The following is a 26,483-nucleotide window of genomic DNA, read 5'->3' on the forward strand; positions in this document are numbered from 1 at the left end:
ATCCCGGCAAGGCCATTGTCCATGTCACGGGTCAGCGCCAGGCAGCTTCGCTGAACCCGATGCGCCACATATGGCGAAAAAGGCTGAGCTCATTCCGGGCGGCTTCGAAGGTGGAGTTTGGCCTCGGTGAGGGCGTCGGCTGCTCGAATGAAGCCCAGGTGGCTGAACGCCTGCGGGAAATTCCCGGCCAGCCGCGCGCTGACGGGATCGTACTCCTCCGCGTAAAGCCCGACGTCGTTCGCGTAGCTGGTGAGCTGGTCCAGTAAGGCTGTGGCGTCCTCTATGCGGCCGCTGAATGCGTATTGTTCCACCAACCAGAACGTGCAGATGAGAAACGGGTATTCATGGCCTTCCAACCCATCGAGTCCCGAGGCCGTGCGGTAGCGGTGCAGCAGGCCGTGTTCCTCCTGCAAATCGGCCTCTATCCGGGCAACAGTGCCGAGCATTTTCGGGTCATCGTAGGCCACGAAACCGGTGTGCGGCAGCTGCAGCAACGACGCGTCCACCTCGGTGTTCGAGTAAGTTTGCGTGAACGAGTTGAGCTCGTCGTTGAAGCCGCGGTCCATTATCTCCTCACGCAGCCGATCGCGCAGGCCCCTCCATCGTTCCGCAGGCCCTTCCAGTCCTTGCTCCTCCACCGCGCGCACACCCTGATTGAAGGCCGCCCACATCATGACCCGTCCGTGGACGAAGTATTCCGCTTCCCCTCGCATCTCCCATATCCCGTGGCCTTTACGGTTGAGGTTCTGCTCGCAGAACCGCAACAGGTTCTTCTGCAGCCCCCACGAGTACTCTCCCTCCGGCACGCCCGCGTCACGAAGGGCAGCCAGCGCCAGCATTACCTCGCCGATGACATCGGCCTGGTACTGACCCACCGCCCCGTTCCCAATCCGCACCGGTTTCGATCCCTCGTACCCGCCCAGGTGGTTCAGTTCGCTCTCAGGCAGTTGGCGTTCGCCCGCGATGCCGTACATGATCTGCACCTGATCGAGGTCACCGGCAACCGCGCGCAGGAGCCAGTTGCGCCAGTGCAGGGCCCCGTCGGTGAAGTCATGGGCTATGAGGGCCTCGATTGTCAGAGCCGCGTCCCGCAGCCAGGTGTAACGGTAGTCCCAGTTGCGGGACCCACCGAACTCCTCGGGCAATGACGTGGTGGGAGCAGCCACGATGCCGCCAGTCCTGCCGTGTGTGAGCGCCCGCAACACCATCAGGGAGCGCAACACCGCCTGATCGTGCTGATCGTTGACTTCCACCCGGGAAGACCAGTCCATCCAGAAAGCGGTGGTTGCGTCCAAGGCTGCGGCCGGGTCTGCCGGTGTAGGAAGTCCATCATGGGACTGGTACCAGGTGAGAACCCAGTCAGCGGACTCACCGGCGGAGAGCGGAAAAAGTCCGGTCAGTCGGGTGGACACAGCGCCCTGATAATCGTCCGCGTGGCCTTCCGGGGATGCCTCGTGCCGTTCCTCCATACCGGCTTGTGGCTCTACCTGCTGATCCTCGTACGGATGCAGCAACGGCCCGGCTAACAACAGCGCATCCGGTCCGGCCACCGACAGCAACCCATAGGTGCCGGTCCCGTCGAGATCAACCCGCCGGGTCCAAGGTTTGGCCCGGGCGTAGTCGAAGCGGATCCGCAGGTCATGCTCAACCTGAACGGTCCCCGAGACGCATTCCACCCGCCGCACAAGATCTGACTGCGTATCACCAGGCGGCAGGAAATCAGTGACGACAACCGTCCCGGTCGCTGTACGCCAGGTGGTTTCCAGGATGAAAGTCCGCGGCAGATACCGGCGGGAGATCACCTCCCCGTTCACAGGCGACAGCTTCCACCGTCCATCTTCCGGATTCCCCAGCAGAGCCGCGAAGACGGACGGCGAGTCAAAGCGGGGGAAACATAACCAGTCGATGCTGCCTTCGCGCGACACCAGCGGACCTGTGCCCATATCGGACAGGAGTGCGTATTCCTCCAACGGCGTGGACAAGTGCTCAGCAACCTGATCTCTCATCTGCCCATTCAATCAGCATCCCAAATCGTGGGCGGCACACCCCAACCTGACGTCGGACGCCGTCCTCGGGGTTGTCATAAGATCAGGAGCGCGGAAGAGGAAGTGTCGGGCCGGTTATCGCACAGCGTAGCCGTACCAGGGTTTCCCATCAGGTCAGTCCGATAGCACGGCGATTCCGTCGATCTCGACCTTCATTCCGGGTCCCAGCCCGGCGGAGACTGTGGTGCGGGCCGGATAGGGCTTGTCGAAGAACTCTTCGTAGACCTCGTTCATGCCGGGGAACTCGGCGTGTTCGTTGATGAATACGCCGACCGTGACGAGGTCGCATGCGGAAGCGGCTCGGAAAGGGACTCTCGGGAGGCCTCGTTGACTGACCCGGACACGCCAACCCGACGCCGGCGGTTGGGCCCAAGCTGCCCGACCGCCGGTACGTACTCGCGGGTAACCATTTTTCCATCTAGTGTAGAAACATCGGGCGGCTGGGGGGCCGGGACGCAACGATGCGTTTCGTTTGGTGAAAGATAATCCCGAGGTCGGTGGCCCCGGGGGTTTAGGGGTAAACCATGACCGGAAAGTTTGAACTCTTTATTGACGAGCACGCGTCCTACGCGTTCAGGCTCAAGTCCCACGACGGGGCAGTCGTGGCGGTGTCCGGCCCGTATCCAAGCAAGGAATCCGCTGTTCAGGGCATAAGGGACGTGCGTGAATGCGCCGCCACCGGGTTGATCAGCGATCAGTGTTCCCTTTCGAGGTCCCGCCCTCAGGAGGACTGACTGCATTCCCGCCTTGGATCAGGACTCGACGGTTATGCAGCAGCAGCGACTGCAGTGGCCTAAGAAAGCACTATCCAACTGGTTTCAGTTCGCCGTAACGGATCCAGGTAAAGGCAAATAGACCGCGCCGCTTCACCCATCCGGGGAAGTTAGCGCCTTCTGTGCCACCTTTGCAGGCGGCTAAGACCAGCAAACCGCCAGGCCGGGGTCTTGCCTACCGCATTTGCTGGCGGTGACCGTGCTGCCCAGTCAAGTGCGCCGAGCAGGTGTCGATCGAGATGCCCCTTCGGCCACGTGCCTGGATCTCTTTGAATTCCTCAAAGGTGCGCCCCTAGCCTTCGCACTCGATGCAGTAGGAGTGGCCGTTGCTCTCGCGCGCGATCTGGGACCGGTGCCGGACCAGGAAACAGGAATAGCAGGTGAACTCATCCGCCGCCTGAGGAATGACCTGAACCATGAGCTCTTCGGAGACAATTTCCCCGCCGGGGGTCAGTCCCTCATCGAGTGCGTCGGCCTCGTCCAGTTCCGTGATGACGCTGCGGGCATCCGGGGCGTTCGCAGACTGCAATGCCTCCAGAGAACTGTCCTGGGATTCCTTGACGTCGGAGCGGACTTCGTCATAATCGGTAGCCACGTGATGATTCTCTTTCCGAGGGTTTTGTCTGATTCTGATTTCTGACTACATTGCAACGTACCCCGGCGCGCCGTTGTTCCCGGATGCCGAGCCCGAATGGGTGGAAGCTCCCAAGGCGGGCCTGGCATTCAAAGTCGGCTGCGAGGCCTATCACGCTGACGGCGGCATTCCCGGCCTTTGCCGATGCGGGGCCGTCCATCCCCTGCTATGACTGGATGAGTGCGACGCAATGAAAGGGACACATCATCGGGAACAGAATAGCCGTGACCAGCACTGGAGTGTCCGGATCAGCGCTAGCCCGTACAGGCACCCACCGGGTCCCCGTGCGGCATCCACGTGTGCTCCCGTGGTGACCAACGACGAGAGGCATGGGGGCCGGCGCGGCCCACTTCGGCTGCGCTTAGCCCTTTATCTGCTCGGGGTGCTCGCGTTAGCGCTGGTGCTCCTCGGGCCCGGTCTGCTCAGTAGTTTGCGTATTGAGAACGGCTCGCTGCTGCTGCGCCCGGAATGTACTGTCGAAACCTCTGAGGGGGAAGTGGGGCTCGACCGTGATGAGGCGCAGTTGGCCACCACGGCCGTCGCCCTCCTCGCCCGCGGGATGGAGGCACCGGACACCTCCAACATCGATGAGGCGGTGTTGCAGCGGTTGGCCAACGGACCTCCCGGGGACGCTGGTCCTAGCCTGAGCTGCCGGGCGGCCGCCAGTGACTTGCAGGAACAACAGCTGACTGCCACCGGCCTGACACCGCGCGCCGAGCAGTTGCGCGAAGCCATGACTGAAGTGTTCGGCGACCAAATCCTGGGCGGGTTCGCCCCGGGCGGCATTGACCACGGACACGGGGAAGACTCAACGCACTACGACGGCCGGGCAATGGACATCTTCTTCCGCCCGGTGACCGAGGAGAACCGGCGCAAGGGGTGGATACTGGCCCACTGGCTCGTCGCCCATGCCGAGGACCTGCACATCCAGTACGTCATCTTCGACGACCGGTTCTGGAGCGTGTACAGCTCCCGAGGGCAATGGCGGGACTACGATGCACCGGACCCAGGCAACGAAATACTGCGTCACCTCGACCACGTGCACGTGGACGTGCTGGGCGGAGGCACCGACTAAGAGGCTAATGCACTGCCGCTTTCCGCCTAAGTACTCATTAACGGGCTGGAGCCAGTATGCTGGTGAGCCTGCGTATTCGGAACCTGCGAATACCGTTGCTTCAATTGCAAGACCTAGCCTCCCAGGACGTGGGTCGCCGTGGGGTCGGTGATTGCTGGTTGTGAGTGGTTATGAATGAAGTGCCGCGCGGGCGAAGGCTTGCCTTGGAGCTTTGACGGTGTTGGCTTTGAGCCCGAAACGGTCGTCGAAGATGCCGAGGTTCAGCAGGACCTCGTGGGCGTCGACGAGGAGTGCTTGGACGGTGTTCGGTTCCAGTTCGGCTCCGGTGTGGCTGCGCCAGCCGAGTGCTTCGAGGCCGAAGGCGACGGCTTCAAGATAGTCGGCCCAACCACTTCGTTTCCCTGCCGCGACTTCGAGTAGGAGTAACAGCGCCGCGTCACGCTCGGAGTCATGACGGTGCCGGTGGGCAACGGCTCGGGCCAGGAAAAGCCAAAGGCCTGCGGGATCATCGAGCAGCCGCTTGGCGGCGGAGGTGAGGACGAGCCTGCCTTTGATTTTGCGGATCAGGCCGAGTCGTAGAGCGCTTTCGCGCAGCTGAAGAACGGGCAGGGTCTGGTCCTCGCGGTTGGCTTTGCCGACCCAGTCCTTGGCCCACCCGAGCTCTGTCATGGCCTCGCGGACCACGGCCGGCGGCAGCCAGCCGGCAGCGGTGAGGGATAGACCGTCAAGCCCGACGCGGCGGGTGAGCCAGAGATAGGGCGCGGTCATCGCCTCGACGACGTCTGCTTCGACCGTTGCGGGGCCGTCGAGGCCGGCGGCGTGCAAGTATGAACGGAATTCACGTCGCAGCCCGGGAGGCATCCGATTCGTGAGTTCCTGGGTCAGTGACTCACTTCCGGGGCCGTGTTCGCTGGCAGAGGGAGCAGGGAACAGCAGGGCGAGCTCTTTGTTCACGGCATTGATGTCCAGCTGTTCCGGGTCGAATTCCTGCCATGGCCCGGCTGTCCAGGCGACCCATGCCTTCAGGTCTTTGTGGTCTTTGTGGCCGGGGTCTGCGAGGGCGTCGAGGAGGTCGTGGTAGCCGCCGGTGCCGCCGGAATCTTCCAGCGGCGCCCGCCGCTCCCCGTCCAGGAGCCGCGCCCTTGGGGTGTTGGCCGGCATGGGGAGGCTTCCGGTGAGCTCGAGGCGGTGGATCCAGCCGTCTCCGAAGTCGTATTCATAGAACAGGGGACCGGACTCCGGGGTGAGGAGCTGGCCCAGGTTCCAGTCCGTCTCGGGCAGGTCATCGTCAGAGTCTTCCATCAGGTCCAGGGGGACCCAGCGACGTGGTTCGCGCACGATCCCGTTGACGGCACGCAGACGAACAAAGGGGTCGGTGTCTGTGAAGGAATGCAGGTGTGAATCCCGCCAGCCCACGGCCGTTTGCAGGACCTCGTGGACTCTGTCCATGGTCAGGGATGGGTCTATTTCGAGTAGCCGCCAGATGGCCGGCTCGCTGCCCACGATGGAGACTTTCATCCGCAGCAACATCGCATCGGGATCTGGATCTGGATCGCGTTTCGTCACAGCACTATCCTGCCAGCCCGAGTATTTGCGCTAGACCTCTGTCCGGGTTCGCGGCGTCCACTGTGCTATCGCCGGTAAGAGGCGTAGGTGGCCCAGGTGTTACCGGCTTGTTTGGCGTGCTGTTCGGTGATTTGGGTGCTGTAGCCAAGCGCCTGGGCGACAACTGGAGGAGGCATCGTCAGAACGAGAGCTCGCAGCGTGGCAGTTCTGGCGCCCAGGAGGTGGATGCCGCTTTCACGGAGCTTTTTCATGAGATGGCCGGGATGAAGGTGCTGGCCGGGGCGGTATCCGGGAAAGAGCCACGGAGAGGCGCGGTTGGCGGCGGTGTTCATGTTCGGCCGGTCGGCGAGGTGTTGTTGAAGGATTTCGTCGAAGGGGTGGGGAACCGGGACTGGCTGGTCCTCGAAGACGATGACGGTTTCACCGTCGTCGGTGCGGCTGATTTGCTCGCATCGCATGCTGGCGATACGTGTCAGTGGTTGGGCGTAGAGGAGCAGCAGGACTGCTGCGGCGCGGTGATGGAGTGGGATGTTCTGGTTCTCGAGGGTTTCGCGGAGCAGTCTGAGCCGTTCGTTCTGGTCAAGGACGGGACGGGAATTGGCTTTGCGGTAGGGGAAGTCGACGCGGGGAAGGTGCTGGTTCCGGACTGCCCAGCGCACGAAAGTTCTGGCAGTGCTGCGCGTTGTCGGTCCCGTGGCGATCCAGTGGTCGATGTCTTCCTGCCGGCATTGGGTGGGCAGTTTCCCTCGTTCTGAGAGATGCCGGAGGAAGTCCCTGGCTACGGAGACATCTTGTTTGGCTGCGCGGGCGGTGCCCCAGTTCAGTTCTCCGGCGACGGAGAGTTGGCGCATCCGGCGCAGGTGGTGCCAGGTGGCGAACTGTTTGATCAGGGCGTGGTGATCCGGGTCCATGAGTTCGGCCAGGATCCGGTCCAGCCAGGCCTCGAAGTTCAGTAGGTTCCGGTCGATGGGCTCCAGAAGTCCGTGCTCGATGAAGAGCTCCCGCAGGTGCATCGCCGTCCGCGGCGACTCGTGGTCATCGAAGGTGGTGTGGGCCAGCGGCCGGGCGCCGGTGGCGATGGAGGACAGCAGATCGCGGACGTCCGGGTTGCGCAGCCACGTCAGCGCGCTGCGGGGATGGGGCTGGGCGCTGATTCCCTCGTGCAGGGGTTTGAGGGGTTCAGACACGGTCCCGGTGCCATCGTCGAGGAGGTCGGCCAGGTGATCTTGCAGGCAGCAGCGGGCGCACCGCCGGGCCCGGTAGGGTTCTTCCTCGGCGGAACATTGGGTGCAGTGGAAGTCGGCCGGGATACCGGCGCAGTCGACACAGACCGGGGATCCGGTGTCGTCCAGGCCGGGCAGGAGCCTTTCAGTCCCGCAGCCGGGACAGGTCCCGTGCGTCCGGGCAGCGCGCTGGTAGCAGAGCCGACAGACCCGCCCCTCGGGCCATTTCGCCCCAAGCCTGGCGGCTGGTTTCCTGCAGCGGGCGCATAGCTTCTCGTCCGGGGTCAGCATTACTCTGCGGGGCGGACGCGGGCGCGTTTGGGCCGGATCGTCGTGTTCAGATCAACGACTTTCGGGCCGTTCGATGCGAGACCGTTCACGATATTTTTCCGCTGGGCTGTGGCAACGGTATGGAACTGGCATAAATCCTCGACCGTGCAGTTGAGGGCGTCGCAGAGGGCGCCGAGCAGGGTCATGGACATGCGTTCGGGTTTTTGTCCGACGAGCCGGTAGATCTGTGAGGGGGAGAGGTCGATGCCGCGTTCGACGAGCAGGGGAATGAGGTCGGAGATGTTGAACAGTCCGCGTGCGGCCATGATTTCGCGCAGCCGCCAGGAGTATTCGATGTGCTTTTTCATAGTGCGTTCCTCTGGTCGGTGCCGGTGGCTTCTGCGGCCATCTTGGTCATGGCCGCCCGCAGGGTGCGGGTGCGGTAATCGGAGGAGACACCGGTGTAGAGGGCGGTGGTGGAGGAGTGTTCGTGCCCGACCTGTTGCTGGACGAACAGGGCGTCGTAGCCGTCCTCGATCAGGTGGGTGACGTAGGAGCGGCGCAGGGAGTGGAAATCGATGCCGTCCGCGAGTCCGAGCCCGGTCCGTAGCAGAGTGAATTCCCGGGTGAGTGAGTCGGCGCTGACCCTGCCGCTGCGCTCGGTGGGCCAAAGGGATGCGTGTTCCTCGCCGGTTCCGGGTGGCCGGACCTCCTCGATCCATTGCCTCAGGCAGTCCACGGCCCAGCCGGTGTGGGGGACTGTCAGGACGCTGCGGCGTTTGGGAGGTGAGCCGCGCATGGCTTTGCCGTGCCGGACGTAAAGAACGCCGTATCCGCCGAACTCGGCTGCGTGCGGGTTGGTTCCGAAGTCGGTCAGTTCGAGCATGCGCACCTCGTTGCGCCGAAGGCCCCAGGCGTAGGCGACTTTGATGGTCGTGGCCATGCGGAACGCTGAGATCCAGCCTTTGCGCCCCTGCTTGAGGGCGTGATCGACCCGGTCATCGGCGTAGTCGAACAGGTCCTGCAGCTCGTCCCTGGTCAGCGGTCGCTTGCGGGGGCGGGCGGATGCTTCCTGAACATGCGCGGCGGTGTTCCACTCGTGGCAGACCTGGACCGGGTGGGTGCCGAACCGCTCCATGCATTCCTGCTCCCAGCCGTAGGCCGGATCGGTCAGATAGCCCAGGAACAGGCGGAGGGCGTTCTGGTATGCCAGCAGCGTTGAATGGCTCGCGGAGCGGACGGCACGCAGCTCCATGAAGAACTCATCGACATCACCCACGGTCCAGGACCAGGGATCTTCGCCCGTGAAGGAGCGGAAACGCTGGATGACCTGCTCCCGGCGCGCGATCGTCGTGAAGGCAAGGTTCCGGCTCAACTGCTGATTGCGCCACCCGTCCAGCATCGCCTGGAACACCTGCTCGGCAGGGTTGAACAGCGCCACGTCCCGGGCGATTTGCTGCCTGGCCGTTCCGGCGGGTCCGGGCTGTCTGCCCACATTTTGTCCTCGCATAACACGCGATACTTTCGCATATTCTGCGAATCAACAGCAAAACGGCCTGTAACTGCGGGGATTTTTCATTCGTGCTGTCCGCCCACGTCACGCTGATTTAGCTCCGGTAACGTGCTGCCGTCGGCTCTAAAGAGCCCGAAAACATAAGGAATCCCGGGGGCAGCCGGTTGTCGGCAGGGCAGCGGTATCAAAGTCCGTCGAATTCGCACCAGATGCGATTCGCCGGGTTCCTCCGAACATAATCATCATTATCGGCGTTCAAGTAGGACGAGTAGAAACAGATGAGAGAACCCGTCCCAGCGTGCGGTCGGCAATGAACACCCGTTCATCTTCAGACAGATATCGCGCAGACATCGTTGGTACTGGCACCACAACCCGGGGCGGGTAGAGCATCTGCCTGCTCAAAGCGCCGACGCCCTTGCGACCGCTCAACCACCGGTCACCTGTGTTCCGGTGAATCTCGAGGATTCTGTGGGCTTCCGAGTTTGAATGTCCCTGTTGCATGAGCTGAACGTATCGCTCGCGCTTCTCCGTCAGCCCCGAGGGGCACATCTTCCGCGTGCCGCATCGTGAACGTCCCACAAAAGCACCACTTCCAGTCAGGTGTTGCGACGCTAACGAGAAAGCACATCGGTTACGCCGCTAAGCAGTGCACCGATGATGTGGCCGCTGAATCCGAGCATGGTGTCCTCGCTTCTCCGCTGGGCGGTTCTTCGTTGCCGATCGATCTGCTGGCTTCTATGCAGGCAACGCTGTGACGGAGCAAGGGCAATTGGGCGCACCCGCACTCCGCCCTACCAACTGCCCCGGTCAGACGGCCGGATCCGCCTCGCTTTTGGCTGCCCTGGCTGATTTCAACCTCCTGATCGCATATGTAAGGGCACATCCGCCGAGGAGCATTCCCAGGACCATGGCCGCAAGAGTGCCGTTCGCTTCAGGGGTCTCCTTGGCTTCCGCGGCGTCGGCTGATGCGGTGACAGCGGCAATGTGGGCCGCACTCTGTGATGTCCGACTGGGGGTCGGCTGGATAACAGGTGTTACTTCTTCTGCAGTCTCCACAGGTGCGCTGGCTTCAGGTTCAGCCGGCGCTGTCTCCCCTTTCACAGCGGCAGGGACGTGTGGGGCGGATGCGGCTGCGACCTGTTCGGCGGGAGCGCCGGCTTGTGCAGAGGCCGGCTCACCGGCTCCCGGGGGCGGGCCGACTGCAACCGGCGCAGGAGCCACATCGGCAACTGGCGGACCTGCAGGAGGTACTTTGGAGGTGTCTGTGGCTGGAACCGTCGCCGGCGCTTCAACACTCGCGGGAGCTTCAATTGCGGTTACAGCGGGGACCGGAGCTTCGGCAACGCCCATGGCTGGCTCAGTGGCAGTTGGGTCAACAGAAGTTGCCGATCCCTTCAGCCCGCAATGCGTGCCTATCCCGGACCATGCATCGCCAAGTTTGAGATTGGCGCAGGACGGGTGGTTAAGGGCGGGGCCGGGAATGAACAGCAACCTGTTTGGGGTTGGGCCCTTAATGGCGCTGACTACACCGGTCGTTGCGTTGACAATCATTGCCTGGTGCACCTGGGCCGGAGACAGCGACCGGTCGCGGGAGAGCAGGACTGCGGCGGCGCCGGCAACGTGGGGAGCAGCCATCGAGGTGCCATCCAGGGTGTTGTATCCGGTGGGGGCATTGGTCCAGGCAGACCGGATCCACACTCCCGGCGCGTGAAGATCAACGCAGGAACCGTAGTTGGACCATGATGCCTGGGCGTCGTTGATATTGGTCGCAGCAACAGTGATGGCGGTGGGCACCCGGGCGGGGGAAGCCCAGCAGGCATCAACACCGTCGTTTCCCGCTGCCGCCACTACTGTGATGCCGTCATTCACTGCACCTTGAACGGCCTGGTCAAAGGACCAGTTGGTGAAGCCACCGATGCTCAGGTTCATTACGGCCGGCTGACCGGCAGGGTGATGAGCCACCGCCCAGTCGATTCCGGCCATGACCGTTGAGGACCAGCCGCTGCCGTTGCAGTCGAGGACCCGGACCGGGATGATGTTCGCCTTCTTCGCAACGCCATACGTTGTTCCGGCAACACTCCCCGCAACATGCGTCCCATGTCCGGCGCAGTCGTTGGCGGCACGGCCGTCATGAATACCCCACCAGCTCGTGGGCACCCGGCCGGCAAAGTCTGTGTGGGAAAAGTTCAACCCTGAGTCGACCACGTAGACGTTCACGCCGGCGCCCTCGTCGCCAAGGGAGAACAGGCCGTCGCGCCCTGATCGCTGATCGATCCGGTCAATGCCCCAGATGGAGGTGGCCCCGGAGATCGAAACACGGGTGTCCAGCTCAATTGACGTGACGTCCGCGGATTTCCCCAGGGTCTCTATCTCCTCTGGCGACGCCACAACCACAGACGCCTGCATGGTGTGGGTAAGGGTTTCCTTGACTTCTATGCCCTGCTGCTTCAGGGACTGGGTCTCCGCTTCCGCGTTCACCTCGCTGCCGTATTTCACAATGTATCGCTGATCCCCGCCGGACAGTGAGTCGCTCAGAGATGGTGTTTCCGCAGCCGCGGCTGCCATGACGGGAACCACCACTCCGGAGGCAGCCAGAAGGAAGCCGGCCAGGATGATGCCGGTGAGGCGCTGTTTCATAGGTGCTTTCTGTCGATCGGCTGCTGGGAGGGCTGTCCCGTCACCGGTGCGGCCTTGATACGGTTCACGGCTATATGTACGGCGCAGTACCGACAGGTCATCGCAGGTCAACCGTGATTTCGATTCCTGATTCCTGAATCCCCGGGTCTGGGACCGGCGGGCGCCGATCCCGGAAGCCCAGGCAGGCTGCCGCTGATGAGCGCTCTGCGGCAGCAGGGTTATTTGCGGGCAGCCAGTGCCTGTTTGAGTGCTTCAGCGGATGTTGTGCTGCTGTTGATGCGCCAGTCGGTTTCCTTGTTGAAGTGAAACCAGGTCACGGCTGTGACATCACCCTGGGAGGCGAGGTAGCTGATGAGTGCGGTGTTCCACTCCGCCTTGGAGCCGCCTTGTTCGGCGGAGGAGGTTTCGGCGATGAGGATCTGCTTTCCAGGTGCGAGGGTGCGGAGCTGGGAGAGCCCGTCCCCGAAGAGCTGGGACGGGGTAACCCAGGTGCTCCAGGACGCGGCGGTGCCCCAGTTGTAACCGTCCAGCGCTACAGCGTCCACGTAGGTGCTTCCGGGGTAGAGGCCGGTCAGGGGTGTTGATCCCCAGTAGGGGACATTGGGGTTCCAGACCCAGGTGATGTTGGAGGCACCCTCGGCAGTGAGGACGTCGTGCACGTGTCGCCACGCGGCCACATAGTCGCCTGAGCTGTTCCCGTTGACCTGCTCGGACCACGGGTACCAGTTGCCGTTCATCTCGTGCCCGAACCGCAGCAGTACCGGGTGGCCCCAGCTGGCCAGGGACTGGCCCCACTGGCGCAGGTACGGGTCGAAGTCCCCGGCGGTAATCCGGTCCAAGGCGTACGCCGGCTGTGATGTCCCGCCACCCCAGGCCCACGGCTCCCAGGTCAGCAGGGTGAGCGCGCTGCGGGCGCGGACCGCGTCCAGTTCCTTTAGCGGCGGTGCCTGGTTGAAGTCCTTGTACGAAAGGATGATCGAAGGCGCCTCACCTGCCAGGGCTGTGACTTCATCCAGCTCGGACCCTGCCATCGGCCCGCCGGGGGTCCCCACGCCAAACCTCAAGGCCGCGGTGCTCGGTGTTGTGGTGCTTGTTGAACCGTCAGTGACGACGGGATCGGTTTCTTCTTCCGTGGCCGAAGGTGAGTAGGTGACGGTAAAGGAAGCTGAAGCGCTGGCGGTTGCCGTAGCGGCACGGACGGTGATGGTCGGATCAGCCGTTTCGGGCATCACGACCTCGGCGGTGAAGTACCCGGAGGCGCTGGTCTTGAACGGGGCGCTGGCGGTGCCCGCACTGACGGTTCCGGAAGTCTTCTTCGGGAACCCTGTGCCAGTCACTTTCACGGACGTCCCTACTGGGCCGGTGTCCGGGCTGAGGGTGATCGCCGGGTTCGCAGCATGCGCCGGTGCCGCGCTGAGGGGCAGAACCCATGCCAGCAACACCACTAAACACAGCACGTACCTGAACAGTCTCATCCAAAATCCCCATCTTTCATTCGCCATGAGCGGCACCTGCTGACATGCGGAAGCACGGCCTGCCAAGGAAGGAGACCGGCTCGAACACCCCCTTCCAATTCTCTGCGTTGGGGTCGTTCCCCTGCGGCGGATTTGCGCAGGATTCGCCTAGTATTCCCCCACCAACCACATCGTCAGGCCCACGCGAACACCGCAGAGCGGCTCCCCGAGATCACAGCCTCCGCACAATGGATGCGGAACTGGGCCGATCGGCCCAACGTGCCCAAACAAGAGCATGCCTAGTTCGGGCAGCCTGACGGAATATCAATTATCGGCGTTACGGGAAGGGCCGATGATCTCCTGAGCCAACCTCTACAGCGGGCAACACTTTTCTCGAATGCCTTAGCCGTCATTGGACGAGGAAACAGGGCATCTGTTCCAGGTTTCGGGCGGCTGCCAACCGTCCGTCGAACAGGTCGCTCGTGTTGGAGAAAAGGGAATTACCTTTTAGGAAAGTGAAGACGCGTTTGTACCGGCTGGGTAATTGTCCGGAACCTTTAGCCGGTCGCGGCCCACGCAATCGCTGCCAGCCCTTCCTTCAATCTGTGCGCAAACGGAAAGAGGTCATGCAGCCAAGGGACCTGCCGGGGGTGAAAGTCGCCCTGGCACAGGTGATTGGGATATAAGGCGAGAGCTAAACCGTCGTTGCTTTGCTAATGATTTCGTCGAGGACAGGCGTCAGGAAGGTGCGGAACAGCGGGTAATTCTCCGCCATGGGAAAGTGGCCGATGCCGGGCATTCGTCCTCCCCGGGCACCGGGGATGGCGGCGATGGCTTGCTCAGTATCCTCTGGTGTGCAGGCATGGTCGTACTCGCCAGTCAGGAGGTACACGGGGCAACGAGCCGTATCGATGGTGGAGGCGGTTTCCCTCAGGTCAAAGTCCTGCGCGTAGAAATACGTGTCACCTCTATAGATTCCGGGGCCGCCCTGGCTATAGATCCACCAAACTTCGCGACGGGACTCTTCCGGGCTGTGGGGCGACATCAGACTGTGGGTCCACGTCGGTACAATCTGTTGGGCGTTTAGGTCTGTTCGCACGGGCCAGTCGTGGAACCGACCTTCGACCTTCATGGCGCCGGATAGTCCCAGAACCGCCCGCCATCGATCGGGGCTGCGGCGCGCCAGTTCAATGGCAAGCGAGCCTGCCATTGAGCAGCCGACCACAATGGGCGTCTCCAGTTCCAAGGCTGCGCAGAAGTCTTCGACAAGGGACGCGTAGACGTCCGTAGTCAGGAGATACTCATCTTTCCACCAGCCCGCTGGTGGAAGCGACTTTCCGTGCCATGGGAGATCAAAGACGACGACCCGGAATCGGGAGGTCAGGTCTTCGTCGGCCAGCATATGGCGGAACTGCCGGGAGTCGGCACCGGCGGTGTGGAGTCCGAGGATCACGGGGCCGCTGCCGGCCTCCTCAAAGTAGACCCTGTAGGTCACGTCCTGAGAGGTAAACCTGACGTAGCGGCCAGTGATCGGTTCAAGGTAGACGTCAGGTTGTGGCATTTGCTTTTCCGATCTCAACGAGGCGGGTGATGACGCGCAGGTGGCGGAGAAGGCCGTCGTAGCCGGCAACGACTACCAGCCCGTCTGGTGCCTTCAGGAGGGCTAGAAGGTCGTGGCGGCGCGGGGCGGCATTCGCATCAAAAAGCTCCACCCAAGCGGCGGCGCTTCCTTGGAGGTGGATGAAGTCCTCTTGCGTACCAGGGGCGGGTTTTCCTGGTGTGAGCACCCCTGCCGTGTAGACATAATCGGCCTGGTAGCCGTCCCTCGATTCCAGTCTTAAACCGAACCGGGACATCCGGCCGATGTGGTGGTTTTCAGGGTCTGCGTTGACCGCAGACGCCCAGTGAGAGCCCCAAGCGTCAGTGATGCTCAATGTTGTGCGTCCTTTGCTGGCAGTGCCCCTGCAGGTGCGGACCCTTCAGTTGGCATAGTCGTTGGAGTGCAGATACCGGCTCACAATTGGTCCCTACCAACCAATTCCGTCTTACCGTAATACCGTAACTGGTGAGTTTAGGGATAGATGTAATGCAGATCAATATTGAAACCGGCACGGGTCGGGCGCCGCGACTCTGAGCCCGGCGGGTAACGGGCTTGCCTCGGCGGGCAGGCAGGGTTAGTGGCCGGAGGCACGCTTCATGGCCAGGAGGGCAGCGTCTGCGGCATTGCGCACATGCTCTTCGCAGGCGATTCTTACCTCGTCCGGATCCCGGTTTATGGCGGCGGCAGCCGTGATTCTGGTTATCTCCGCCACCGTTTTCGCTCCGCGGTTCTCGGAGGACAGGGAGTACATGCGCAGCACCTGAGTGCGGGCATTCACAACTCTGAGAAGCTTGCGGATCTCTTCATTGCCCGCCCCGGCGAGCAGCACGTCGTAGTACCGGTCCTTGACTTCGAGCTTGCGTCCGGGGTCGTCGGATGCCATTGCCTTCTTTACTTCATTAAGGCAGTGCACGAGTTCAGTGCACTGTTCATCGGTGGCGCGCTCGGCAAACAGGCTTCCGGCCAGTGATTCCAATGCACGGCGGACCTCGTAAAGGCTTTCGGCCTCGCGGATGGTGAGAGTAGCAACCTCCGGGCCCCTGTTGGGGACGATGGTCACGAGCCCCTCCGCTTCCAGCTGGCGCAACACCTCGCGGACAACGGTCCGGCTAACGGCAAACTTTTCGCACAGGACGGATTCCACGAGACGCTCGCCAGGAGTAAACTCGGCGGTCACGATGGCTCGGCGCAAAGCACCTGTAACCTCCTGCCTCAGCGGAGCGGCGGTCCTCTTCACGGCGGAATTCATATGGTCTCCCCTTCACGTCTAGTCGTGATACTGCCGGTGCCGGCCCAGCCGGAAGAATTTCACGGCACTAGACACTGCTAACCATAATACGGTATTACTGAAAGAATGCTCAATAGCAAGCCCAAACATTTGCATGGTTGGTGGGAACGCTGAGGTTTCATCGTCAGGGCCCTAAACGACGGTTCTTCCCGTCTGGGACGGAGCGCAGTTTCATCTCAGAGTCGTCCAGCCTGACCGCGATATCAGAAGGTGGCAAAGAGTGAACGATCAAGTCCAAAGCCGTATCGGGCAACCCGCTGACGCGGACGGAGAATTCTCAACATGGTAGTCACCGACACCACTCGGTCACTTTTCATCGGTCTGGGCAATATGGGTCGGCCCATGGCCTCACGCTACGCCCAGGGCCGAGAAGTGTTCGTCTTTGACCAGAGCCCAGAGGCAAGGAAAGCCACGGCAGAACAAAGCGGTGCCACGCCTCTGGAGAGCCTGGACACCCTGCCCGAGAACATAAAAGTGGTCATCCTCATGCTGCCTAACAGCCGGATAGTCGAGGCCGTCCTGCGCGAGAGCCCGGGTCTCCTCAGCCGGCTCAACCCGGGGTCGATGATCATCGACATGAGCTCTTCGGAACCAAAAAGCACCACAGCCCTGGCACATGAGGCCGCCCAACTGGGCATTCACTACGTGGACGCACCAGTCTCCGGCGGCGTCGCCCGGGCCGTAACGGGTGAACTGGCCATTATGGCCGGCGGCAGCGACCAGGCAGTCGAAGCGGCACGTCCCCTTCTCGAGGCCATGGGAACCGGCGTCGTGCACGTGGGCCCTTCAGGTACCGGCCACGCAGCGAAGGCTCTGAACAACCTCTTGTCGGCAACTAACATAGCCGCCGCGGCCGAGATCATCTGTGCAGCGGCCTCAGCGGGCATCGCCCCACACGTCATGGTGGACGTCATCAACAACTCCACCGGCCGCAGCCAGGCGACTGAAGTCAAGTATCCGAAGCACATCCTCACCGGGGCATTCGATTCTGGCTTCGCCATGGACCTGATGCTCAAGGACCTCAAAATCGCCCGCCAGATTTTCGAGGCCAATGCCGTGGAAGCACCGGTCGTCCTGACCGCACAGACTGTTGCCGAAAATCTGCGCGAGAAACTTGACTCTGCGGCCCCCGACCACACTGAACTTGTCAGGCACTACGAACAAGCCAATGGAGTCCTTATCCGAGACCCCCGCCCCTAGCTCAACCACCCACACGAGAGGCTTCACCATGACCACCGATACCGCTAGTGCCCAGGAGTACATCAACGACATGGCCCGCAAGCGCGGTTATGTGCTGGACTACCACAAAGTCATGGCCAAACACGATTTCCCCGTGCTGCAGGCCGCCAACCACATTGTTTCGGCCGCCTACCTTGACGACCGCACGCTTGACCGCCGCACCAAAGAACTGATCTTCATCGTCAGCCTTACGGTCATGCGGGCCTCCAAAGGTCACATCCAAAGCCACATCAGGGTCGCCCTCGACCTGGGCCTGACTCCGACCGAAATCCTCGAAGCTATCGAAATTTCGCTTCCCGAGGCGGGAATCGTTGCGTTCCAGGCCGGCTTTGAAGCATGGCGGGAGGTCGTTGACGCTGACGGCATCGAACCGACAGTTAAGGTCCACGAGGGCGGAAGCGGAGCCTCTTGAGCCAACGAACAACCGACCCGCAACGCCCTGCATCAGCAGATGGCACCGCCAAATACCAGGTTATAACCGTCAGGATGGGCACCCGCGCGACAAAGCGCAGCGATGTATTCCTGAACTACCACCTCTACGGGGAGCCAGATGGCCCAGCCAAAGTGGACTACTTCTTCTGGATCCTCCGCAACCAGCACCGGACTGTCATCGTGGATACCGGCTTCAGCCCAAGGGCCGGCCTTAAACGCGACAGGGAACTCCTTCTTCACCCCCGTCAAGCACTGATGGAACTCAGCATCGAACCAGACGATGTCAACGACGTCATTCTCACCCACGGCCACTACGACCACATAGGAAACGCTGACCTCTTTCCGCAGGCGACCTTTCACATGGCTGAAGCCGAATACAGGTTCTGGAACTCACCAACGGCTGCTCACACACAGTTCTCCCACTATGCAGAAGAGGTGGAAATAGGCTACCTTCGCCAACGCCACCACGCAGGAAAACTGAATCTTTTCAGGGGACAATGCTCCCCCGCGCCCGGGCTCGAAGTGGTAGAAGTTGGCGGACATACCCCAGGGCAGGCCATGGTCCGACTGCAGACCACAGCCGGTCCCGTCATACTCGCCTCGGACGCTGTGCACTTCTACGAAGAACTCGAGCGGGACATGCCCTTCATCGCGATCAGCAGTCTTCCTGAAATGTACGACGTGTTCCTGCATCTGAGGGATCAGGCCCGCGCAGCAAACGCCATTATTGTTCCCGGACACGACCCGGATGTGCTTCACCGCTTCACCCCACATGAGTCCGCCCTGGGCGGCAATGCCGTCACGATCGGGGACCTTCCGGTCTCCCGAGAGGAGAAGGAGCACCATGCCAGCGACCAGATTTGAAGTTGTAGCCACATACACAACGCTCACCGGACGTGAAGCGGAAGTCCTCGAAAACCTGCGCGCCCTGGCCCAGGCCAGCCGCGAGGAACCTGGAAACGTCCGCTACGAATACTTCCAAGGAGTCGAAGACGACTCCCGCATCGTCATTCTGGAGACCTACCACACCCCCGGTGACTTCGAAGCCCACCGACAGACGCCGCACTTCCAACGGATTGGCGCCGAAACCATCATTCCGCTCCTGCAAAGCCGAACCGTGTCGACCTTTGAGTCGCCCCTCGACTAACACCCGGCCTCTCCCACCGTTACGCAAGACCCCCGGAAACCCCTTAGGAAATGGAGACCACATTGTCGTCGCCCACCATTGACTCCGCTCCCCCACCCACAAGAGCACGGGAACATCAGCTGCTCGCTTCTGTTCCGACCGGACTGCTGATCAACGGTGAGTGGCGCGGCGCCGCTTCGGGCAAGACGTTCGACGTCGAGGATCCGGCCACCGGGAAGGTCCTGCTCAGCATCGCTGATGCCGGCGCTGAGGACGGTGCCGCGGCCCTGGACGCAGCCGCCGCTGCCCAGGAGTCCTGGGCGAAGGTCCCGCCGCGTGAACGTGGCGAGATCCTGCGCCGTGCCTTTGAACTGGTGACCGAACGCGCCGAAGACTTCGCGCTCCTGATGACCATGGAGATGGGCAAGCCGCTGGCCGAAGCCCGTGGCGAAGTCACCTATGGTGCCGAGTTCCTCCGCTGGTTCTCCGAGGAAGCCGTCCGCGCCTTTGGCCGCTACTCCGTATCCCCGGACGGCAAGTCCCGACTGCTGGTCACCAAGAAGCCCGTAGGCCCCTGCCTGCTGATCACGCCGTGGAACTTCCCGCTGGCCATGGCCACCCGCAAGATCGCACCCGCGGTGGCCGCCGGCTGCACCATGGTCCTGAAGTCCGCGAACCTCACCCCGCTGACCTCCCAATTGTTCGCCGCCGTGATGCAGGAGGCCGGGCTGCCCGCGGGCGTCCTGAACCTCATCCCCACCTCCACGGCCGGTGCCACCACCGGACCGCTGATCAAGGACCAGCGCCTCCGGAAGCTCTCCTTCACCGGCTCCACCGAAGTGGGCCGCCGGCTGCTGGCCGACGCGTCGGAAACCGTACTGCGGACCTCCATGGAACTCGGCGGGAACGCCCCGTTCGTTGTCTTCGAGGACGCGGACCTGGACGCCGCCGTCGCAGGGGCAATGCTCGCTAAGCTGCGGAACATGGGTGAGGCCTGCACCGCTGCCAACCGCTTCATCGTCCACGAATCAGTTGCTGCCGAGTTCGCTGAGAAGTTCGCCGCGAAGATGAAGGAGATGACCACCGCCCGGGGCACCGAACCGGAGTCCAAGGTAGGCCCGCTCATCGATGCCAAGAGCCGGGACAAGGTCCATGAGCTGGTCTCCGACGCCGTTGCCTCAGGCGCCAGGACGGTCCTGGGCGGCGGGCCGGTGGAGGGCCCGGGCTACTTCTACCAGCCCACCATCCTTTCCGGCGTCACCGAAGGAACCCGGATCCTCTCCGAGGAGATTTTCGGCCCCGTCGCCCCGATCATCACCTTCAGCAGCGAAGACGATGCCGTGCGGCTGGCCAACAACACCGAATACGGGCTGGTGGCCTACGTCTTCACCAAGGACCTCAACCGCGGCATCCGGATGGGCGAACGCCTGGAAACCGGCATGCTGGGCCTGAATGCCGGCGTCATCTCCAACGCCGCCGCACCTTTCGGCGGCGTCAAGCAGTCAGGCCTGGGACGCGAAGGCGGCCTCGAAGGCATCGAGGAATACCTCTACACCCAGTACATCGGCATCGCCGACCCCTACGCCGGATAGCCTGCAGGCCGTGCCAACACTACGTGGGCCGCGAGGGCACCCGTGTTGGTTGAAGACTTGCCGGGCTGCTGTGACGTGTGCCGCCCGGCAAAGCGCACTCAATTTAGGGGCCAGGGACACTTCCGTCCCCGCTTTACTGGTCTTGCCGCCGTCGATGATGGTGACTTCTACTTCGCTGGGCGGTGTACCCCCACGTAACCAGCTGGTTCACATAATCCCGGTGGCTCTGGACGGGTGGCCAAAACAAGTCTTTCGCGATGGTCCTTTCATGCCCTGGGCAGACCATCGCGATAAGAGCTAACTCGGGCCCATGGTGAAAAATGGCAGCTGATCGATCAGCGTCTCGGAGGGCTAACGCCCGGGCCGCCTGTGCAGCGGACTTCTCAACATAACGCTGGTCGGTGTGAGGTAGATGAAGCTTCGAGCACACGCTGTAGCGCCGGCCCGAGATACCGCATAAGCGGCAGGGTTTTCGGCGTGCGGAAAGTGCCCCGTTCAGGCATGAGCTCGAACGATGAGTTCAGAATCCGGTCGCCCTTCACGAGATGCGCTACAGGCTCTGCGCGAACTCGCTCAAAGTTTTCCGAATCCAGACGTTCTCAGGCAAGCCATCGGCCTGCGTATTCCAGATCGCTGAAATGGTGAATCGTGGCGCGTGGATTGGGACCGGACTGACGGCCAGACTGGCGATTTCCGCAAGGGCCCTAGCCGCGTGCTCAGGGATAGTTGCGATGACCGGCGCACTCGACAGGATCGGGGGGAGTCCCGCAAAGTGGCTGATGGCACAAAGGGTTTTGCGCTTGTAGCCCCTGGCCGCGAGCAGGTCGTCAACCCACCCGCGTTGCGCGTCATACGAGACGCGCACATGATCTACCGACACATACTCATCGTGCGTGACCGGGTCCGATAGCGGCAGCAATTTTGGGTTGAAAAGGCATAGGTAGCCGCTGGAGAAAAGTGGCTCGGACTGGAAGGCCGCGGACTCCTGGCCAGGGGTCATGGTCAACGCGACATCATTGCGAGAGTTCTCGACGCTCTCGCGCCAGAGAGTGCTGTTGGTTTGATGAATCGCGAATTCGACGCTCCACCCCTCAGCGAGCTTGCGTTGGGCAAGCCAGGGCGCGAGCACGATCTCGAGGTCATCCGACATTGCCAAATGAACAACCCGGTTGCTGCTGGAGGGTTCAAACTCGGGTTCATCGAAGATGACATCGGCGATCGACGTCAACGTCGGAGCAAGACGCGCTGAAATTGCGAGGGCGCGCGAAGTGGGGAGCATGCCCGCCCGGGAACGCTCAAACAAGGGATCATCGAACAGCGTGCGGAGCCTGGCCAGAGCGGCGCTCACGGCGCTTTGACTGAGATTCAGCTTGACCGCGGAACGCGTGACACTACCCTCCTGCATCACCGCCTGAAAGACGACCAAGAGGTTCAGGTCCACGCGACGAAGATCAATCACATTCATAACCCCCATAATAACTATCAACTGGACAGTTCTTCCGTGATCATCGACAGTTGTTTCCATAACCCGCTGTGCCGTAAACAAAGGAGATTACGCATGGAGCTACCCAGCCCCGCGACACAACGCAGCGATACCGAACTGTTGGATCTGCCGAAGCGTGACCGCCAGAAGCGCATGGTCGCCATTGGTATCGGCAACTTCATGGAGTGGTTCGACTTCGCTATATACGGCTACTTCGCTGCCATTATCGGCGCACAGTTTTTCCCATCTGGTGACCCCACTGCCGAAATGCTGTCGGCACTCGCTGTGTTCGCCGTCGGATTCATCTCACGCCCGGTCGGAGCGCTCTTCCTCGGCCCCATGGGAGATAAGCTGGGCCGAAGGACCGTCCTGATTATTACAGTGCTCGGGATGGGCATCATCACGACGCTCATCGGCCTGACACCGTCGTACGCCACGATCGGAATCGCCGCTCCGATCCTAATCGTGATCCTGCGCCTGCTGCAGGGCATGATGGTCGGGGGCGAGTGGACGAGCGCCGCCGCTTACATCGGTGAGAGTGCCCCCAAGGGCAAGCGTGCTCTGTACGCGAGCCTTATAACCGCGACCGCTGGCCTCGCGTTCCTGGTTGGAACGCTTTTCGCAGCACTGCTGACGGCTGTCATGAGCGCGCAAGACCTCGCGAGCTGGGGTTGGCGCATTCCGTTTATCGCTTCGCTGCTGATGGCACTTATCGCCGTCTACATCCGGCGGAAGCTTGCGGATACCCCCGTTTTCGAAGAGCTGGAACGCAAGCGTGCCAATAACACCGTCGAGGTGACGAGCCGTGGACTCAAGGTGCGCGCCTTTGTCATGACGCTCGCATTCGCTGGCATCTTTGGTGTGAGCCTGTACTACTTCATCACCTACTCAAACAACTACCTCTCCGGGCCCATCGGCATGCCGCGCCTCGACTCGCTCATCGTGACAGGAGCGGCCATGGTGGTGTACGTGATATTCAACCCGCTGGTCGGTATGGTCGGTGACCGCATCGGCCGGCGCCCCGTGCTCCTGACGGGCGTGATCGGACTCATCATCTGGTCGGCTCCAGCGTTCCTGCTTATGAGCACCGGCAATCCCTTCCTCGCATTCTTCGGCCTGGTGGTGTTCTCCCTATTTGTCGCCTGCTGCGCGGTCATGAACAACGTACTGCTGGTCGAGGTGTTCCCCGCATCCGTGCGTTCGACCGGTTCAGCGATCGGTTACAACGTCGCTTACGCGGTGCTGGCTGGCCCCGGGCCCCTGATCGCCGCATCACTCGTGGCTGCCACCGGCCTGCTCGTGTCCCCCGCGTTCTACGTCATCGCGGTGGCGATCCTCGCCCTGGCGGTGCTGTGGCCAATGCTGAAAGAAACCAAAAATGTCGACATTTCCTACGGATAATCTGGCAACCCCCTCACGGGCACGGAGGTAATCATGAGCAAAGTTGCAGTCATCCAGAGCGCTTCGGTGCCGTTCAACGCGGACGCATCGACGACAAAAGCGGAGGGGCTCATAGCCCAAGCGGCAACCGCCGGTGCTGAACTGGCAGTATTCCCCGAAGCATTCATCGGCGGCTACCCGAAGGGCACAGCGTTCGGCGCCGCCATCGGATACCGCACAGAGAGCGGCCGCGACGAGTATGCACGATACAGTAACGGTGCCGTTACGCTGGACGGGCCCGAAGTGCGGCGTCTCGTGAATGCTTCATCCGAGCACGGCGTCTTCGTCGTCATCGGAGTCATCGAACGACTCGGGAACACGCTGTACTGCACGGCCTTGATGATCAACCCGGACAAGGGCTTGGTCGGAAAACACCGCAAGCTCATGCCTACGGGCACGGAAAGACTTGTGTGGGGCTACGGCGACGGTTCGACTCTCGACACCATGGACACCCCCCTCGGCCGAGTCGGATCGGTCATCTGCTGGGAAAACTACATGCCGCTCATGCGGCAGGCAATGTACGCGAAAGGTGTACAGCTGTACTGCACCCCGACTGCCGACGACCGGCCAACGTGGCAGGCCAGCATGACCCACATCGCCCTCGAGGGCCGCGTGTTCGTACTGTCAGCCTGCCAGTATCTAACGCGGGGCGCATTCCCATCTGACCACCCATTCGACGTCGAACCGCCACACGGTGATGTACTCCTGCGGGGTGGCAGCGTGATCATCGACCCATCGGGCAAGGTGCTCGCGGGGCCGGTCTTCGATGAGGAAACGATCCTATACGCGGACATCGACCTCGAGACGAAGACCAGAGCCCACCTCGACTTCGACTCGGTCGGACACTACTCACGGCCCGACGTCTTCTCGCTGACAGTTAATACGAGGCCTGCGGACTCGGTGACGTTCACGAACAACAGCTAATACTGAGCCTAAGGGCGTGCGGCAATTATTTGGCCGCACGCCCTTGGTCTGTCTACACGTCTTCCAATGCCACCGGGCAAGCTGGCACTCACAATCCCGCGACCCTTGCTTTTGAGCTCGGGCCGTATTTTCAATTCCTTGCGCGGCCTCTCGAATCGCTCTTGGCCTCAAGGAGGTTAATCCAAGGAACTTTGGACTATCCCGGTTGCACGGGTAGTAGCCAGCTTGCGAAGCGGGGTACTCCTGCCAGAGAAGGTGGTGAAGCTGGAAGAGCTGCTACCTGACTGGAGCTCGCCTTATCCAGCTGGGAACAGATGTTGGCCCACACAGTGCTATTCAAGAGTCAATGGGGCAGGTGGCCTTCGGCCCAGTCTTCGGACAGCGCCGAGCGTACCTTGCGAACTGGCTGTACCGCCAAGCTGCAAACCGGGACCGCAAGCATGCGGAACGAGTAGCCAAGTTGAATAGCGCCTTGCCGGGCTGGCGCAGCCGTCCTTCCGGTGGCTTGGAACAGCTTCTGGAACACGTGCGGAGGTACGGCCGGCTTCCGGTCCTGGGCTCATCCACGCCACCAGAGGAGTACGCGCTGGGCAAGTGGCTGTCAGTTCAGCGGTACGCCCTGAAGAAGGGCACGCTGTACCCGGAACGAATAGCAAGGCTGGATGAGCTTCTTCCGGCATGGCGGCGCCCAAGCGGCTAACCCATGAACCGCCGACGTCACCAGCTCCGGAAAGAAAACCTGTGCAGGGCAGGGCAGGCGTTTCCTGGAGGGGCGAGACAAAGGCTAAATGGCTGTTTTTGGAGGAAGCCCCGGGGATGACCGAACGACGCGGCGACGTCAGCCGGACAGGGGAGGTATCCGACGGATCTGCAGGTCCGCATTGTCTTATTCAGGGCGCTCGTTAAGAATGAGTCAATGACGGTCTATGTGCGATCACTGGAAACTGCAGTCCCAAAAACGATGCTGATCCAAACAGAAGCCCGCGACGTTTTTGCGGCCCAACCAGGATTGTCGAGGCTTGGCTCACGGCTGGTCAGTACCTGTTTCGACTCTGCCGCCATCGACACCCGGTATACGGCCGTGGAGGAATTAACTATGGATTTCCGCTCGGATGATCCGAAGTTCTTCGACCCGGAGACCGGTCTGCTGCTGAATCCCAGCACGAAAGTCCGCAACGACATCTTCGCTCGGGAGGCAACACAGCTGTTCGTGAAGGCTGCCCGCGCAGCGGTCGACGCCGCCCCCGAACTCGAGTCACGAGATATAACGCACGTTGTGACAGTGTCCTGCACCGGATTCTTCAACCCAGGCCCGGACTACAAGGTCGTCCGGGAGCTGGGCCTGAACCCCGCCGTTCAACGCTACCACCTGGGATTCATGGGCTGCTACGCCGCCTTTCCCGCGTTGCGCGCCGCGAAAATGTTTTGTGAGGCCGACCCGCAGGCCGTTGTCCTTGTGGTGTGCGCCGAGCTTTGTTCACTGCATGTCCGGGCGTCGAACGATCCGGACACGATCATGGGCTCCGCTTTGTTCGCCGACGGTGCCGCCGCCGCCGTCGTCACTGCACGCAGCGGGTCGGAGGAAAAGTCCCTGCTGCAGCTTGACCACTTCGAAACCGTCCTCACACCCGTCGGCGAGGACTCCATGGCCTGGAACATCGGCGACCACGGATTCGAAATGGTGCTGGGAAACTACGTGCCGCACATCATCGATGACCACATCGTGGGCGCTTTACAGCCACTTTTTGCCCGGGATCGGGAACTGGAAGCACTCCCTTACACCGACATCAGGCACTGGGCCATCCACCCTGGCGGCCGCAGCATCCTGGACAGAGTCCAGTCCCGGCTGGGTCTTACGGACGAGCAGTTGGTCCCGGCGCGCGAGACGCTGCGCAATTACGGGAACATGAGCAGTGCGACCGTGCTTTTTGTCCTCAAGCACATCCTCGAACAGGACCCCGAGGACGGGGACGAACGGATCTGCTCCATGGCCTTTGGCCCGGGACTCACCGTCGAAACCGCACTGTTCACCAAACTGCGGCAGGCGCCCAGCGCAGTGCTCTCCGGCCACGCGCACGGCAACCTCGCTACCGAAGTACCGGTCCCCTGAGCCCACTGGGTTTGCTGATGCGGCACTGACCGAAACCGGAGCAACCATATGCCTGGCCC

24 protein-coding genes are annotated in these 26,483 nt (G+C 62.0%); 11 read left to right on the forward strand and 13 right to left on the reverse strand.

The window, feature by feature from the left end:
• Positions 1-89: 89 nt before the first annotated feature.
• Positions 90-2,006, reverse strand: a complete 1,917-nt coding sequence (locus NXY83_RS17800) for a glycoside hydrolase family 15 protein (protein ID WP_258803542.1) — start codon at positions 2,004-2,006, stop codon at positions 90-92.
• Between the two features lie 153 nt (positions 2,007-2,159).
• Entirely contained in the window at positions 2,160-2,279 is a 120-nt protein-coding gene (locus NXY83_RS17805) for a RidA family protein (protein ID WP_258803543.1), read from the reverse strand.
• A 290-nt stretch (positions 2,280-2,569) separates the two neighbouring features.
• Between NXY83_RS17805 and NXY83_RS17810 the strand changes: the two genes are divergently transcribed.
• Positions 2,570-2,779: a YegP family protein gene (locus tag NXY83_RS17810; protein ID WP_258803544.1), complete on the forward strand. Its 210-nt coding sequence runs from the start codon at positions 2,570-2,572 to the stop codon at positions 2,777-2,779.
• Positions 2,780-3,110: 331 nt separating this feature from the next.
• On the opposite strand, the gene NXY83_RS17815 is transcribed toward NXY83_RS17810, so the two are convergent.
• Positions 3,111-3,413: a DUF4193 domain-containing protein gene (locus tag NXY83_RS17815; RefSeq protein ID WP_258803545.1), complete on the reverse strand. Its 303-nt coding sequence runs from the start codon at positions 3,411-3,413 to the stop codon at positions 3,111-3,113.
• 469 nt (positions 3,414-3,882) lie between these two features.
• Between NXY83_RS17815 and NXY83_RS17820 the strand changes: the two genes are divergently transcribed.
• On the forward strand, positions 3,883-4,527 hold the full coding sequence (locus tag NXY83_RS17820) for a hypothetical protein (RefSeq protein ID WP_258803546.1): 645 nt from the start codon (positions 3,883-3,885) through the stop codon (positions 4,525-4,527).
• 168 nt (positions 4,528-4,695) lie between these two features.
• On the opposite strand, the gene NXY83_RS17825 is transcribed toward NXY83_RS17820, so the two are convergent.
• From NXY83_RS17825 to NXY83_RS17865, 9 genes are all read right to left on the reverse strand, one after another.
• A complete protein-coding gene (locus NXY83_RS17825; RefSeq protein WP_258803547.1) occupies positions 4,696-6,093 on the reverse strand; it encodes a plasmid pRiA4b ORF-3 family protein in 1,398 nt (465 codons plus the stop codon).
• A gap of 65 nt (positions 6,094-6,158) precedes the next feature.
• Positions 6,159-7,280, reverse strand: a complete 1,122-nt coding sequence (locus NXY83_RS17830) for a hypothetical protein (protein ID WP_258803548.1) — start codon at positions 7,278-7,280, stop codon at positions 6,159-6,161.
• Positions 7,281-7,606: 326 nt separating this feature from the next.
• On the reverse strand, positions 7,607-7,954 hold the full coding sequence (locus NXY83_RS17835) for a helix-turn-helix domain-containing protein (RefSeq protein WP_258803549.1): 348 nt from the start codon (positions 7,952-7,954) through the stop codon (positions 7,607-7,609).
• Positions 7,951-9,081 carry a tyrosine-type recombinase/integrase gene (locus NXY83_RS17840; RefSeq protein WP_309484096.1) on the reverse strand — a complete coding sequence of 377 codons (1,131 nt, stop codon included), beginning with the start codon at positions 9,079-9,081 and terminating at the stop codon, positions 7,951-7,953. The genes NXY83_RS17835 and NXY83_RS17840 overlap by 4 nt, the downstream gene beginning before the upstream one ends.
• A gap of 825 nt (positions 9,082-9,906) precedes the next feature.
• The gene (locus NXY83_RS17845) at positions 9,907-11,736 is read right to left on the reverse strand and encodes a S8 family peptidase (RefSeq protein ID WP_258803550.1); all 1,830 of its coding nucleotides are present in this window, start codon (positions 11,734-11,736) and stop codon (positions 9,907-9,909) included.
• A 218-nt stretch (positions 11,737-11,954) separates the two neighbouring features.
• Positions 11,955-13,211, reverse strand: a complete 1,257-nt coding sequence (locus NXY83_RS17850) for a glycoside hydrolase family 26 protein (protein WP_258803551.1) — start codon at positions 13,209-13,211, stop codon at positions 11,955-11,957.
• Positions 13,212-13,884: 673 nt separating this feature from the next.
• The gene (locus NXY83_RS17855) at positions 13,885-14,751 is read right to left on the reverse strand and encodes an alpha/beta fold hydrolase (RefSeq protein WP_258803553.1); all 867 of its coding nucleotides are present in this window, start codon (positions 14,749-14,751) and stop codon (positions 13,885-13,887) included.
• On the reverse strand, positions 14,738-15,124 hold the full coding sequence (locus NXY83_RS17860) for a hypothetical protein (RefSeq protein WP_258803554.1): 387 nt from the start codon (positions 15,122-15,124) through the stop codon (positions 14,738-14,740). The genes NXY83_RS17855 and NXY83_RS17860 overlap by 14 nt, the downstream gene beginning before the upstream one ends.
• A gap of 240 nt (positions 15,125-15,364) precedes the next feature.
• A complete protein-coding gene (locus NXY83_RS17865) occupies positions 15,365-15,967 on the reverse strand; it encodes a GntR family transcriptional regulator (protein WP_258803555.1) in 603 nt (200 codons plus the stop codon).
• 393 nt (positions 15,968-16,360) lie between these two features.
• On the opposite strand from NXY83_RS17865, the gene NXY83_RS17870 reads away from it, so the two are divergent.
• From NXY83_RS17870 to NXY83_RS17890, 5 genes are all read left to right on the forward strand, one after another.
• Positions 16,361-17,278, forward strand: a complete 918-nt coding sequence (locus NXY83_RS17870; protein ID WP_258803556.1) for an NAD(P)-dependent oxidoreductase — start codon at positions 16,361-16,363, stop codon at positions 17,276-17,278.
• A 28-nt stretch (positions 17,279-17,306) separates the two neighbouring features.
• Positions 17,307-17,729 carry a carboxymuconolactone decarboxylase family protein gene (locus tag NXY83_RS17875; RefSeq protein ID WP_258803557.1) on the forward strand — a complete coding sequence of 141 codons (423 nt, stop codon included), beginning with the start codon at positions 17,307-17,309 and terminating at the stop codon, positions 17,727-17,729.
• A 74-nt stretch (positions 17,730-17,803) separates the two neighbouring features.
• A complete protein-coding gene (locus tag NXY83_RS17880; protein WP_258803558.1) occupies positions 17,804-18,613 on the forward strand; it encodes an N-acyl homoserine lactonase family protein in 810 nt (269 codons plus the stop codon).
• Positions 18,594-18,896: a putative quinol monooxygenase gene (locus NXY83_RS17885; protein ID WP_258803559.1), complete on the forward strand. Its 303-nt coding sequence runs from the start codon at positions 18,594-18,596 to the stop codon at positions 18,894-18,896. The genes NXY83_RS17880 and NXY83_RS17885 overlap by 20 nt, the downstream gene beginning before the upstream one ends.
• A gap of 50 nt (positions 18,897-18,946) precedes the next feature.
• A complete protein-coding gene (locus NXY83_RS17890; RefSeq protein ID WP_258803560.1) occupies positions 18,947-20,467 on the forward strand; it encodes an NAD-dependent succinate-semialdehyde dehydrogenase in 1,521 nt (506 codons plus the stop codon).
• A 550-nt stretch (positions 20,468-21,017) separates the two neighbouring features.
• Here NXY83_RS17890 and NXY83_RS17900 read toward each other — a convergent pair.
• A complete protein-coding gene (locus tag NXY83_RS17900; RefSeq protein ID WP_258803561.1) occupies positions 21,018-21,932 on the reverse strand; it encodes a LysR family transcriptional regulator in 915 nt (304 codons plus the stop codon).
• Between the two features lie 36 nt (positions 21,933-21,968).
• Here NXY83_RS17900 and NXY83_RS17905 point away from each other — a divergent pair, with 36 nt between their 5' ends.
• The 4 genes from NXY83_RS17905 to NXY83_RS17915 all read left to right on the forward strand — a co-directional run bounded on the left by NXY83_RS17905 (position 21,969) and on the right by NXY83_RS17915 (position 26,424).
• Positions 21,969-23,351 carry an MFS transporter gene (locus tag NXY83_RS17905; protein WP_258803562.1) on the forward strand — a complete coding sequence of 461 codons (1,383 nt, stop codon included), beginning with the start codon at positions 21,969-21,971 and terminating at the stop codon, positions 23,349-23,351.
• Between the two features lie 33 nt (positions 23,352-23,384).
• The gene (locus NXY83_RS17910; RefSeq protein ID WP_258803563.1) at positions 23,385-24,314 is read left to right on the forward strand and encodes a carbon-nitrogen hydrolase family protein; all 930 of its coding nucleotides are present in this window, start codon (positions 23,385-23,387) and stop codon (positions 24,312-24,314) included.
• A 346-nt stretch (positions 24,315-24,660) separates the two neighbouring features.
• Positions 24,661-25,014 (forward strand): helicase associated domain-containing protein, encoded by a 354-nt coding sequence (locus NXY83_RS21115; RefSeq protein WP_397427525.1) that lies wholly within the window; start codon positions 24,661-24,663, stop codon positions 25,012-25,014.
• Positions 25,015-25,230: 216 nt separating this feature from the next.
• Positions 25,231-26,424, forward strand: coding sequence for a type III polyketide synthase (locus tag NXY83_RS17915; RefSeq protein ID WP_258803564.1), 1,194 nt, complete (start codon positions 25,231-25,233; stop codon positions 26,422-26,424).
• Positions 26,425-26,483: the final 59 nt, after the last annotated feature.

This window comes from Pseudarthrobacter sp. NS4 (genome assembly GCF_024758005.1).
Classification (GTDB): Bacteria; Actinomycetota; Actinomycetes; order Actinomycetales; family Micrococcaceae; genus Arthrobacter.